Origin of the sequence: uncultured Campylobacter sp., from assembly GCF_937981295.1 — a bacterium.
Lineage (GTDB): Bacteria > Campylobacterota > Campylobacteria > Campylobacterales > Campylobacteraceae > Campylobacter_B.
On the sequence record NZ_CALJPC010000090.1, the window covers coordinates 1 to 10,848 of the forward strand.

Genomic DNA, 10,848 nt, shown 5'->3' on the forward strand with positions numbered 1-10,848 from the left:
TATATCCTGCGCTTTCTTTTGGATAGATTTTGCGGAGATATGCGACGTTGTCCGCAGTCTGCTGCGCCTTGGCTGCGGCGTCTGCCTCCTCTTTGGCTCGCTTTCGACCTTGTTCGGTGAGCTCTGCGTTAAGCCTAGCCACAGAAAGGCCGTAGTCTCTGTTGTCCTTAAAGATGGTGTGATCGAGCTTCGCCCTATCCAGTCCATAATCCCTATCATCTTTAAGGATAGTGTGATCGAGCTTCTTTTTATCCAGCCCGTAATCCCGATCATCCTTAAATTTTAGGTAGTCAAACTTATCCGCCTCCATCTTTTCCGCTCGCGCTTGACGCGCAAGGTCTGAATCGAACTTTTCTCTGGCTCGTCCTAGCTCGCCGAGCTTTACGAGGCTATCGCCGATCGCGGCGACCCCCTGCCCCAGAGCCGCGCCGCGATTTATACTCGGCTCGCGCAGATATCTGATGTCGAAATATGCCATTTTGCTCTCCTTATGCCTTGCGGGCGGGCTCATCCGCCCCTATAAATTTCTAGCCCTAGATGGTGGATGCGGACGGCGTCGCGTTCCACAGCGAGGCGTCCCAAGCGCTATTTAGCGCCGCTTGCGCCTGCTTCTTTCTCGCCCTCTCCTCGCGAAGAAGATCCGCATTGAGATTGTATGTCCGCTCCGCGGCCTTGGCCTGCTGCCTTGCGGCGTAGGCGTTACCGATGCCGCCCGCCAACGCGCCCAGCCCGGTCAATACGTCGCTACCTTTGACGTTTTTCAGCCAGTCCCACATTTTCTATCCTTTCATACTGAATTTCTATCGATCTTAGCCCCAAAAATCCTCATTTTTATAAACTTCGGCGCGCCGAATTTATAGGTAGATTATGGGGTATAGCTCGCTTTTGCCGCCTTTTTTGCGGCGGCGTTTGGTTTCATAATTTGCAATCCTATTCATTAAAAAATTTTCTTGCTCGTATGCGGCAATCATAAATCTATTCTTCTCTGCGGAAATCTCCATAGCCGCTTTCTCTGCAAGTCTTTGTGTTTGCGACGAACTAGAAAAAACAATTAGATGCTCATAAAAAGTTACAAGAGCATCTATTGCAAGACCCACTTCGTCGGCGTCAAGATCTATGAGCCGAAGAACCGGGCGGATCTCTTTCCACGGCGTTATCTCCCAATACATATTAAAATCGAGGGAATTTTGCGCGGCGAGTTGTAATTCGTCATCCGTAGAATTATCAAACTGTTCAAGCGGAGGGCTAGCGAACTTTTTTTTCTCCGGTATCTCCCCCGCAAGAGTGCTAGTGGCTATGCTTTTGCCGCTCGGAGCCCTCCAGAGATCGGTTTTTGTTTGATAGGTATATCCGCCGTAGGTTAGCGGCTTTTGCGCTAGAGCCGCAGCGGCAAAGCCCGCGGCCATTCCGCCGAGCGAAACCGCAGAGGCAAGCGCCGCGGACGAGCGAGCCTGCAAAGAGCTGAGCGCATACCCAAAGCCCAGAGTCGCGAGTGCCAAACCAAAAGCCGCTCCGCCTACGTAGCCGATACTTTCGCCCCGGGCGTTAAATTGCGCACCGCTGAAAAGCGAATACACTCCCGTGCTTGAGTTGTAAGTTCCGACCGGTCTTAAATTTGAATCCACGAGCTCGGTGGTGTTGCTAAAGAGCGAATCCAGCCATTCGCTAAAGCTTAGGGGCTTTGAATATACGTTCAGCCCCGCGCCGCCCGTTTTTAAATTTGCCAGTCTCTCTCCGCCGAAGCCGAAGCTTAAATCCTTGCCCGTGGCGACCTCGTAGATCTCCGTAAATAGCTCTTTGATTAAAAAGCTAGCGCCGAAGCCGCCAATATTTGAGGCTATCGTGCCGCCTCTTGAGATCAGCTTGCCGGCATAATCGGCGATAGCGCCTATCGTATCTTGAAACACCGCGTCCACGAGCGCGTCCGAGCTAAATTTCCAATCGATCAGCGATTCGGCGAAATAGCGCCCCGTAGCGCCGCCGTAATACTGCCCGATCTCGCCTGCGATTCTTCGCAGATTCTCGCTTTCGATCTCGCGCACGCCCGTGCCGCCGCCGCCCGAGGGGGCGGACGAAGAAAAGGGGCTTTGCGGGATTTGTAATAGTCCGAATCCCAGCTGTAGCTTTCGCACCGCCTGTTTGATATTTTCATACGCCGCGCTGCCGTGCCCGCCTATATTTAGCTCGCTCGAAATCGGACTTAGCGCGAATGCTGCGAAGTCCTCATTCAGCGATAGTATCGTATCGCTAAGGCTTACCGAGCCGTTCTCTAGAAAAAGCCCCTCAAGATTCGGCGAGGGCTTCGTGCCTGCGATATATCCCGCGCTGCCTGCGTAGAATATGTCGAAGTTCTGCCCCGCAAGAGGATTTATGGGGTTGAAGTCGTCGCGAGAGGCGATGTCTAGGCTATCGTTTACGGCGATGAGAGTTCTCATTTTTTGATCTCGAAGTTCCCCGGCATGATGTTTGTCAGCTCATCTTTTAGCAGAGTGGCGATGATGTTAAAAAGCACCTTGTTCATATCCGAAGGCACCGTCAAGCCGCCGTTGAGCGTGTTTTGCAGAAAGTCGCCGATCACGCTGCCGCCTTTGATTAGACGGTTGTCCTTAACCTGCCTATTTATCGCTTCCTGCTGTGCCTTGGCAAGGGCTAGATCGCCCTTTGTCTTGTCGATTTGAGCGGCGAGCATATCTTTTTGAAGTTTGAGCTGCTCTATCTCAAGCGGCATTCGCTGCCTTTGCAGATCGATCTTTAACTGCTCGGTTTCTATCTGCTTGCCGAGCAAGTTCGTTTGAGCTTCGAGCTGCTGTTTTCGCAAAGGCAACTCCTCGCTTTCGCTAAGAAGTCGCAGGGCGATCTCTTGGCTGCTCGTCGTTACGCTCTGCGTCATTGAAACGAGAGTGCTGCAAAGCATCTCAAATTTTTTGTCGTTCGCAAGACCGTATTTCTCAAAATACTCATCGATCTTGGCGGTAAATTTTTGATACGGCGTATCAGCCGCCATAGTATCGCCGAGCACGCGCCTATAAATTTCGCTATACGCTTCTTTGAAATCAGCCATCTCGCAGCCCCCTTATGTAGTCCTCGACCCGTCGCGGGGTCTGGCGATACAGCAGGCTTGCGCGTAGGTTCCTAGCCGCCTGCGCGTAGTCTCCAGCTTCGATGCAGCCCAGAGTATGACGGAAGCCTAAGAGTCCCGCAAGCCCTAGCTGATACGCCATTTCTACTAGGGTATCCTGCACGTTTTGCGGTTTGTCCGTAAGCCACGGCAGGCACTGAAAAACCCGTTTTTGAAGCTTCGCAACTTTCAAATTTAAAATTTTTTCCGCTACCTCTTTACTCATAGGTTCCGCCTTGCCGTTATTTAGCGCTAGCTCATCAGGGCTTAGCGCCGAGACCAAAAAGCCGTATCCCACGGTGGGTTTGCCTACGCTGTCTTTGTATATCTCTCTGCGATAGCCCTCGTGAGTTTTGATATTTTCGATGAGGCTCATATCCCCTCCTCGTTTGTGATCTCTATGAATTCTATGTGTTTACCTATGCAAATTTTGAAAAACGAATTATATGTCCGAACGGAGTTCGTAACTCCCGCGGCGCTGTATCCGTCGCCCACTAGGACGCATCCCGCCGTATCTTGCGGGTAGTTGCCCGTATGGATCAGGATGTAGCGGGACTTCGGCACCAGCTCATTGTATAGAAGCGGACACATTCGCTTCTGGCTCGGGCTATTGTGCCACTGCATTTTATAGCGCCCCGCCGGAATCCGTCTATCCTTGCCCCGCTCGACGGTATCGCCGCCTGCCGGCTCTAGGGTGAAGCATTCAAAAAGCCTTTTTCCGTCGTCCGTGATCGTGAGTTTCCCGATCGTGCCGTCGGGGATATTTTTAAATCTATTTATCTTGATCTTCATAATTTGTCCTTTCAAAATCCGTATCTTTTAAATTTTTAATCTTCTTTGACAAAAAGCTGTTTATTTTCGCTCTGACCCAGTCGGCGCCGAACCAAGCCACCGCACCGCTGAGGGCTATGCAGGTTTTAGGGCTACCCGGCATAAACTCGCTCAGCACCGCGTAGCTCACAAATGCAAACAGCATTGATGAGCCCACTGCCACGAGCCACGATATGACCTTTTGTCCGCCCGATCCTCGCAGCTTCATATTGCCGCTACCGATCCCCAGCATCGAGCCCAAAAAGCTTATGATCCCTACAAGTATGTAGTTCCACACTTCTTTATCGATCCCCCACATTCGCGCACTCCTTCAGGAGCGCTTCGCAGGTTTGATAGTATTTTGCCAGCTCGACCGCGCTTTGCATATTGCTTGAATCAAATTTAGGCTTTGCAGGGAGGCTTACTTTGCACTTTATCGGAATGAAAACGTCTTTATATTCCGTTCTTGTTATCGGCGCCTGTTTTGCGCACCCGCTAAGAGATACGCACAGCGCCAGCCCTATCAGAAAGAGAAAAAATCTGATGATATACTCTCGCTTATGCTTAGCCAGCTCTTTTTGGTAGTTTTTGTCGAGCAAAAACGTCTTGCGCAGAGGCTTTGAATACTGCGGCATATATAGCTGTCCTGTTTTCATCTGCCCATCTCCCTGAATATTTCCTCATAGAATTTCAGCTTCTTTTCGCATTTTGCGTCCCTTATCGGCACATTTATCGGCTTGTATCTAGTTTCTATCTCTTTTTTGATGATAGGACCGGCGTTTTTGAGCTTTTCGTTTTGCAGAGCGATCTCTTCAAATTTGGCGTTTTGCAGATCGATCTTTGCGTTGCAGGCTTGCAAATTTGAGGAGCTGATGAGCTCTTGGGTTTTGGCAAATACTAAGTCTTTATTTAGCTGCTCGATCTTGCCCTTTAGGCTGTGGTTCCACCCCGCCAGAGCAAGGCAGGCAAGAAGAAGCGCTGCGATAATTCCGAGATAAATTTTTAAGTTCATAGTCTCTCCTTCGGTCTTGTCTTCACGACGTCGGCGAATTCATCGCTACCTAGATACCAGAAAGGCTTTGAGCCGTCCTCGTAGCGAAACTTCGCAAAGTCGTCGGGGTGAGTCGCAAGGTGTGCGAACACCCGAAGGATATTCATCATATTGGAGCGGTCCCATTGGTCGCACTTTCTAGCACGCAAGAAGATCACTATCGGACAAGCCAAAATCCCGAGGATAAATGCCGAGAGAAAAATCAAAAGGTAACTCATAGCGCCACCTCGATCGTATCCGTAAACACTATGGCGTCAATCTCTTTTTTGCTTTTGGCTTTTGAAATTTTGAGTTCATACTGCCATTTTAGGGTGTGGAGTTTTTGACCTCCGAGCTGAATAGCCTTTTTTATGCGCTTTAGCTCCTCTTGTCCGTTTATTTTTTTCATCGTATTGTCATACATACGAAACGCCCTTATTTCGAGGCTGTCGAATATATCGATCATCGCCTCGACGTTGAGGAGATATCGATATCCACCGTTGATGACGCCGAAGTCTTTGAGGCTGATCTTGCAACTATCACCCATTGAATGGGTCCATCTTGCAAGCTCTGCCGTCTTTGCTTCGCGTAGCTGTTCGATCGAGGGCTCGCGCATCTTTTGCGCCTGTGCTTCTGAAATTTCAGTTAGCCCTTTTGCGATCTGCTCCGCACTTACGTCATCATCGTAAGCGTAGATTTGATTTTGTGAATTTTTGTAGTATTTCATCGTTTATCCTTATCGTAGTTCCACCCATTTCCCAAAACCCGTGCCGTTTCCGGTAAGCTTATATGTCGCATTTGGCGGCACTATAACGTTTATGCCGTCTTGCCCAATACCTTGCGCATCCCCGCCGGTTGCTACCACAATCCCGTTTACCTCGAGACTAACAATTACACCGCTGCCGCTGGCGGTCCTTACATACACCATAATAGGTCTCTCTGTGGTATTTGTATAGACTACTCCGTATTGTCTTTGAGTTGTGACATCCTGCCACGTTTGGCCTATACCGATGCTAGCGTTTTTGTCCATGTATTCTTTCGCTGCCTTTTCCGATACCGCCGTATCGCTCAAATTCCCCATGATGGAATTTTTGAGTTTTACGATACCTGCCTTCGCCTCCGTAGCCGCTTCCACTTTGAGCAGGGATATGATTTTGCCGAGCGTCGCAAAGCGCATCTGCTTAGGCTCGGCTTCGCTGCTTTGAGCTGCGCGATAGCAAATTTCGCTATGCTCGTCCCCCCCGTCGTCTTGGGCTTTTTCGGTCGTGAGGAAATTCCCCGCCGTAATCCTCCCGCCCTTAAAATCGCCGTTTTCGTCGCGCAAAACGAGAGTATTGGGCGAACTTGCGGCGGTCGGATTATATTTATCGGACTTCATATACTTATCGGCCGCGGCGCCCCCTAGCTTTGCACTATCTGCGGCTTGCTCGTCTTTGCCGAGCTTACCGGCTGCGCTGCTTTGAGCTGCTGCGGCAGCGCTTATTGCGGTGTTTATACCCTGCGCAAGGTTGTCAAATTTCGCATTCGCCTCAATCTTTGAGTAGCCATACCCCACGCTCGCTTTGGTCTCTAGCTTCCGCTCAATCAAAGTTGAGCTATAAGTTTGAGTGGCGCTTTGTGCCTCGTCGTTGATGATTCCGTTTTGAAGCAGGGTTTTAATCTGCTCTTTTAAAGAGTTCAGCTCCGTAAGAAGCGCGCCCGCGTTTTCTACCTTGTCCGCGGTAGCTTTGATCTGCTCCTGAAGCTTTTCTATGGATGCGAGGATCTCCGCCGCTTTTTGTTGCGCGCTCTTTGCGCTCGCGGCGTTTTGCTCGGTTGCCTCTTTGGCTTGCTCTATCCTATCGACGAGCTTCCCCGCCTGCTCGGCAAGCGGCGATATTTTTTCCGAGGCAGCCAAAATTTCTTTGCAAATTTGAGTAAATTCTTTATCCGCCATTACGGTTTTACCTTCTCTTTCATTATCTTATCCAGCGCCGCCAGATCGGCTCGATCGAGTTGCTTGTTTTGGAATTTAATAAAGTCATAGATGAAGTTTCGCCACGAAAGATTGCGCGCACGGGCGACGTCTGCAAGCCAGAAATCAAGCTTAGAGAGAAACTCCGGCGCAAAGATATATATGCTAGTTAGCGCATAATCGACGCCGTAGGGCTTTAGATATCCGCTCCTTGCCAGCGCGACGGTCAGGTTGGGCGTATTTTCATCGAAATTATTTAGCTCATATTCGCAGAGCGATCTTTGATAAAAGCTCCTATATTTTTGATAATACTCGTCTCGTCCGCGTTTCGCGGCGATTCCGTAAAGCAGAGCGCTTATCAAGCTATCGTCTTTGAAATCGATCTCGTCGCTATCCTTTGCGGGAAGCTTAAATTTTCGCACGAAGTAATCGCCTCCCAAGTGATACGCCACCTCGAAGCTGCGGTGATCTATCTCGATCATCTCAAGCGGAGTGATAGCCTTGCAAATCTCCAGCGCCGCTTCGCCCATCAGCGTCTTGATCTCCTCGTCGCTCGGAGCCAAGACGTCCGGGCGGGTCGCGATTTGCAGTCTTTCTTTGAAATTTGAAAAGGTCATCTCTTATCCTTGTTTGGGGCAGGCTTACCTGCCCCGCGCTTTAGGCCGCTAGGTTTTTCACCCAAGCAAAGGCCACCGGCGTGCAGACTCGAAGCGTGAATTCGGTTAAAATTTCCCTTTTGATCTCGTCGTTCTCGCTCGGAAGCTCTCTTCTTCTCGTGTTTCTCCAGTCCACTTTGTAGATGTCGTCGCTTCTGAATGCGATCAGCTCCGTATCCGCAAGCTCGGGGCTTAGCAGGATTTTCACGCTCTCGCCGTATTGCGAGTCGATCGCCTGCACCTTATCATGGAGATATTCCACCGTATTGTTTACCTGCTTGATCTTGTCGATGAGATCCATGATCTTATCGAGCTGTTTATCGTTTACTAGGATGAAATCATACGGGCGGCTTTTCTTGTGCCCCACCTTTAAAACGTCCCTAAGCGTTTGCATGCTTAGCGTGGCGTTCTTCGCATCGATCGTGTTTGTTACGGTGGCAAAGCTTTTCAGGCCACCGCACTTTCCCGCGGCCTTTGATGCGCCGGTATTGACGCGCGCAAGAGCCGCCTGATCGCTAAGCAAAATCTTCTCGATCGTCTGCTTGTGTCGGATGCCCGCAAGATCGCCCGCACGAGCGAGCACCATTGAGCCATCCACTCTTTTGCCGTCCTCCTCGGTGCCGCTGACGCCGTAGGTGTCTTTGACGATTTGATAGTGGTTGCTTAGCTTGCCGCCGATCACGTATTTCAGCGCAGCCGGAGCGCCGCCCTCCATGTGAGCGTTGTTCAGATCGCCGTCGGGCGTCTCGTCATACATCCAAGTATGGCCAAGAGCTGCGTTGGAGCTCCTATCCCTCGGCGCGCCCATTCCGATCGCCGTAAGAAACGGCGTGCTCTTCCAGCCGATCTCTTTGATCGTATTCCAAAACTCAACCCCCGACTTGCCGAAAGCTTCCTCTGAGGTAATTAGCCCATCTCTGATAGTTGGCATCTTTTTCTCCTTTTAATAAATCTTGCTGAGATAGGCGAGCTTCTCCTCTTGGCTTATCTCGCCCTTGTTGATTCGGCGTGCCATCTCTCCTCTGTCGATAGCGCTGCCACCCTTGCCGTGGACTACGTCATATTCGTCATCCTGCGGCACCCCTTTGAAGTATTTGAGATAGACGTTTTCGATCCCCGTAGGGTTGAAATTTTTCTCCAAATACCCCTTGTCCTTTTCATCGAGCTCAAACATCTTGTCGAGGACTTTTTGCATATTGAAGTCCCCGTATTCCTTTTTGAAATCCGTTTCGAGCTCTTTGAGCTGCCTTTCTTGCTCCATCGCGCGGAAGCTTTGATACTCCTCGTCGCTTAGCACCTTGCCTCCGGCGCCCTCTTTCTTGCCGGGCTCCGCGCCCTTGCTCGGCTCCTCTTTTGCAGATTTGTCGTCGCGAGGCGCGGCGGATTTTTTAGGTTCGCCCCCCGCATCCTTGGCGGGTTCCCCTTTGCCGTCTGCGACAGCCGCGGCGGCGGGATCCGCTACGCCCTCGTCCAAATCGTCATCATAGATATCCTCAGCCATCTCTACTCTCCTTCCTTGCTTGCTTTACCGCCCAAATTTGAAAGATCCTCGTTCGCTTTCGCGTCGTCCTTTTTCCCCTCTTCGTCCTTGCCGGACTTTTTCTCATCGGCCCCCATGGCAGACCACTCCTCGGCGCTGAAAATTTGCACCTCCAGCCCCGTCTCGTCCTTGTGTCTGACGACTACGTCGCCGATCTTTCCGTCCGAGATCTGCCCTGTGCTCTTGCCGTTTGAAAACACCATCAGCCCGTTGGTTGCCATATGGGTGATCGTGCCCAGCACCTTGAAATCGCTTTTTTTCATAGCTTTCTCCTTTGAAAATTTTTAATGATTCTATTTCTGCGCGTCCTAATTTTTTTAAACTCGATTTTCATCTCAAATCCCGCCGTTTAGCAGTGCCGCACGATCCAGCTCATCGTCGCTCGGAGGGTGTTCGTCCCTATCAGGGACGTCCGGTGCCTCGCCGCCCTCATCATCGGCTGCGTCCTGCGCCTGCTGTGCCGCCTGTAGCTGGGCTTGCTGGAGCGCTTGCATCTGCGCCATAGCCTCGTCGATCGCCTCGATAGGCGCGTTTTCGCCGAGAATTAGGGTTAAAATTTCTTTGATAATCTCCCCTGAGATAGCCGGGGTTGCCATATTCGCCTGCGCCAAGACCTGCATCAGCGAGTTGAGCTGTCCGATCTTGACTTCGTTTGCGATGGTGGTGCCGAAATTTACGTTCACGTCGAAATCAAGCGGCGCGCTGCGATCGCCTATCTTTTCGATAATCTGCGGATCCTCCGTAATCCGCACGAATTCCTCGTCGCTTGTAAATTTGTATATGAGCCAGACGAAATGTTCGGCGTAGCTTTGCAGCATCGTATCGAGCAGGGTTTGAAGCATGCTCTCTATCCTAGTGCCGGAAGCCGAATTGACCGCCTGAAGCGCGCTCGTGGCTCTGCGATCGCTCGGGCTCGTCTGCCCCGTCATTACGCTGTTTACTCCCGTCGCGATCTCATATTCGTTCTTTAGCATCGCGATCTCTTCGCTTAGCCCATACGTGCCGGGCTCGCTCATTACGGTGATGACGTCCTTAACCGTTCTGCCCGGTCCCGGGCTTGTGCGGATAAATTTCTTTCGAGCCGTGATGTCGCTGATCGCTACGCTGCCTGCGTCTTTATCGATAGCGTAAGGCGGATCGATCTGATTTTCTGTGATGTCGATCTTTTGATTGCGCTTGATGTTGTATTCCTCTTGCAGCTCCCAAACGATCTCGGGGATACACGAGCCGTATATTGCTATCTCATCCTCGCGCTCGTCCTCGTTTATGCTAGGCGTAGTTTCGATGCAATATCCGTAGTGAAACGGCAGGCGGGAAAATGTCGCTTCGCGCACGAGAGTGCCGTTTGCGTAGGTTTTGAGCTTCCACACGATCCGCCCCTGCTCGCGGCTTTTGACATACAGATCTCGCATCGCTATGCGCTCGCTGCCTGCCGTGGTCTGTGCGATCACGTTTCGGTCTTTGGATTTATAAAATTTGCGCTCCAGCTTCTCTCTGATCTCTCTTGCCGATTGGTTATATTTATAGGCTACGTATTCGATGTCGTTGATGTCGCTTGCGTGGCGATCAAACGCCAGATCGGTGATCGGGATAAATTTCGTGCGGATCTGTGCGGCGGTTTTGTCGTAGAATAAATTTACAATACCCAGCGGCAGATACAGCGCGCTAAGCACGGCTTTGGATAGCCCCACGCGGTGCTCTTTCTTTTTCCAGTAGTTTTTTAGCACCGCCGTAAGCGCG

The 10,848-nt window shown here is 51.0% G+C and carries 17 protein-coding genes; all 17 read right to left on the reverse strand.

Annotated features, from left to right (window positions below; all coding sequences use genetic code 11):
* Positions 1 to 478 (reverse strand): hypothetical protein (locus Q0135_RS09410; RefSeq protein ID WP_297990041.1); only part of this gene is annotated, 478 nt, incomplete at its 3' end.
* Between the two features lie 55 nt (positions 479 to 533).
* Complete coding sequence (locus Q0135_RS09415) at positions 534 to 776, reverse strand: hypothetical protein (RefSeq protein ID WP_297921036.1); 243 nt, start codon at positions 774 to 776, stop codon at positions 534 to 536.
* 78 nt (positions 777 to 854) lie between these two features.
* Complete coding sequence (locus Q0135_RS09420) at positions 855 to 2,435, reverse strand: hypothetical protein (protein ID WP_297990043.1); 1,581 nt, start codon at positions 2,433 to 2,435, stop codon at positions 855 to 857.
* On the reverse strand, positions 2,432 to 3,061 hold the full coding sequence (locus tag Q0135_RS09425; RefSeq protein WP_297990045.1) for a hypothetical protein: 630 nt from the start codon (positions 3,059 to 3,061) through the stop codon (positions 2,432 to 2,434). Before Q0135_RS09425 ends, Q0135_RS09420 begins: the two co-directional genes overlap by 4 nt.
* Positions 3,054 to 3,494, reverse strand: coding sequence for a glycoside hydrolase family protein (locus Q0135_RS09430; RefSeq protein ID WP_297990047.1), 441 nt, complete (start codon positions 3,492 to 3,494; stop codon positions 3,054 to 3,056). Before Q0135_RS09430 ends, Q0135_RS09425 begins: the two co-directional genes overlap by 8 nt.
* Positions 3,491 to 3,910 carry a DUF5675 family protein gene (locus Q0135_RS09435; protein ID WP_297990049.1) on the reverse strand — a complete coding sequence of 140 codons (420 nt, stop codon included), beginning with the start codon at positions 3,908 to 3,910 and terminating at the stop codon, positions 3,491 to 3,493. Before Q0135_RS09435 ends, Q0135_RS09430 begins: the two co-directional genes overlap by 4 nt.
* Positions 3,891 to 4,247, reverse strand: a complete 357-nt coding sequence (locus tag Q0135_RS09440) for a hypothetical protein (protein WP_297990051.1) — start codon at positions 4,245 to 4,247, stop codon at positions 3,891 to 3,893. The genes Q0135_RS09435 and Q0135_RS09440 overlap by 20 nt, the downstream gene beginning before the upstream one ends.
* The gene (locus tag Q0135_RS09445; RefSeq protein WP_297990053.1) at positions 4,231 to 4,584 is read right to left on the reverse strand and encodes a hypothetical protein; all 354 of its coding nucleotides are present in this window, start codon (positions 4,582 to 4,584) and stop codon (positions 4,231 to 4,233) included. The genes Q0135_RS09440 and Q0135_RS09445 overlap by 17 nt, the downstream gene beginning before the upstream one ends.
* Positions 4,581 to 4,940, reverse strand: a complete 360-nt coding sequence (locus Q0135_RS09450) for a hypothetical protein (RefSeq protein WP_297990055.1) — start codon at positions 4,938 to 4,940, stop codon at positions 4,581 to 4,583. Before Q0135_RS09450 ends, Q0135_RS09445 begins: the two co-directional genes overlap by 4 nt.
* Positions 4,937 to 5,197, reverse strand: a complete 261-nt coding sequence (locus Q0135_RS09455; protein ID WP_297990057.1) for a hypothetical protein — start codon at positions 5,195 to 5,197, stop codon at positions 4,937 to 4,939. The genes Q0135_RS09450 and Q0135_RS09455 overlap by 4 nt, the downstream gene beginning before the upstream one ends.
* Positions 5,194 to 5,685 (reverse strand): hypothetical protein, encoded by a 492-nt coding sequence (locus tag Q0135_RS09460; RefSeq protein ID WP_297990059.1) that lies wholly within the window; start codon positions 5,683 to 5,685, stop codon positions 5,194 to 5,196. The genes Q0135_RS09455 and Q0135_RS09460 overlap by 4 nt, the downstream gene beginning before the upstream one ends.
* 9 nt (positions 5,686 to 5,694) lie before the next feature.
* A complete protein-coding gene (locus tag Q0135_RS09465) occupies positions 5,695 to 6,894 on the reverse strand; it encodes a hypothetical protein (protein ID WP_297990061.1) in 1,200 nt (399 codons plus the stop codon).
* The gene (locus Q0135_RS09470) at positions 6,894 to 7,529 is read right to left on the reverse strand and encodes a hypothetical protein (protein WP_297990063.1); all 636 of its coding nucleotides are present in this window, start codon (positions 7,527 to 7,529) and stop codon (positions 6,894 to 6,896) included. The genes Q0135_RS09465 and Q0135_RS09470 overlap by 1 nt, the downstream gene beginning before the upstream one ends.
* Positions 7,530 to 7,569: 40 nt before the next feature.
* A complete protein-coding gene (locus tag Q0135_RS09475; RefSeq protein WP_297921068.1) occupies positions 7,570 to 8,499 on the reverse strand; it encodes a DUF5309 family protein in 930 nt (309 codons plus the stop codon).
* A 12-nt stretch (positions 8,500 to 8,511) separates the two neighbouring features.
* Positions 8,512 to 9,069 (reverse strand): hypothetical protein, encoded by a 558-nt coding sequence (locus Q0135_RS09480; RefSeq protein ID WP_297990065.1) that lies wholly within the window; start codon positions 9,067 to 9,069, stop codon positions 8,512 to 8,514.
* 2 nt (positions 9,070 to 9,071) lie between these two features.
* The gene (locus Q0135_RS09485) at positions 9,072 to 9,371 is read right to left on the reverse strand and encodes a hypothetical protein (protein WP_297990066.1); all 300 of its coding nucleotides are present in this window, start codon (positions 9,369 to 9,371) and stop codon (positions 9,072 to 9,074) included.
* A 72-nt stretch (positions 9,372 to 9,443) separates the two neighbouring features.
* On the reverse strand, positions 9,444 to 10,848 hold a 1,405-nt coding region (locus Q0135_RS09490; protein ID WP_297990068.1), incomplete at its 5' end, for a hypothetical protein.

Bases quoted from the DNA above. Each gene is read 5' to 3' on its own strand.
- Q0135_RS09415 (WP_297921036.1), bottom strand. From the start codon at position 776: ATGTGGGACTGGCTGAAAAACGTCAAAGGTAGCGACGTATTGACCGGG.
- Q0135_RS09420 (WP_297990043.1), bottom strand. From the start codon at position 2,435: ATGAGAACTCTCATCGCCGTAAACGATAGCCTAGACATCGCCTCTCGC.
- Q0135_RS09425 (WP_297990045.1), bottom strand. From the start codon at position 3,061: ATGGCTGATTTCAAAGAAGCGTATAGCGAAATTTATAGGCGCGTGCTC.
- Q0135_RS09430 (WP_297990047.1), bottom strand. From the start codon at position 3,494: ATGAGCCTCATCGAAAATATCAAAACTCACGAGGGCTATCGCAGAGAG.
- Q0135_RS09435 (WP_297990049.1), bottom strand. From the start codon at position 3,910: ATGAAGATCAAGATAAATAGATTTAAAAATATCCCCGACGGCACGATC.
- Q0135_RS09440 (WP_297990051.1), bottom strand. From the start codon at position 4,247: ATGTGGGGGATCGATAAAGAAGTGTGGAACTACATACTTGTAGGGATC.
- Q0135_RS09445 (WP_297990053.1), bottom strand. From the start codon at position 4,584: ATGAAAACAGGACAGCTATATATGCCGCAGTATTCAAAGCCTCTGCGC.
- Q0135_RS09450 (WP_297990055.1), bottom strand. From the start codon at position 4,940: ATGAACTTAAAAATTTATCTCGGAATTATCGCAGCGCTTCTTCTTGCC.
- Q0135_RS09455 (WP_297990057.1), bottom strand. From the start codon at position 5,197: ATGAGTTACCTTTTGATTTTTCTCTCGGCATTTATCCTCGGGATTTTG.
- Q0135_RS09460 (WP_297990059.1), bottom strand. From the start codon at position 5,685: ATGAAATACTACAAAAATTCACAAAATCAAATCTACGCTTACGATGAT.
- Q0135_RS09465 (WP_297990061.1), bottom strand. From the start codon at position 6,894: ATGGCGGATAAAGAATTTACTCAAATTTGCAAAGAAATTTTGGCTGCC.
- Q0135_RS09470 (WP_297990063.1), bottom strand. From the start codon at position 7,529: ATGACCTTTTCAAATTTCAAAGAAAGACTGCAAATCGCGACCCGCCCG.
- Q0135_RS09475 (WP_297921068.1), bottom strand. From the start codon at position 8,499: ATGCCAACTATCAGAGATGGGCTAATTACCTCAGAGGAAGCTTTCGGC.
- Q0135_RS09480 (WP_297990065.1), bottom strand. From the start codon at position 9,069: ATGGCTGAGGATATCTATGATGACGATTTGGACGAGGGCGTAGCGGAT.
- Q0135_RS09485 (WP_297990066.1), bottom strand. From the start codon at position 9,371: ATGAAAAAAAGCGATTTCAAGGTGCTGGGCACGATCACCCATATGGCA.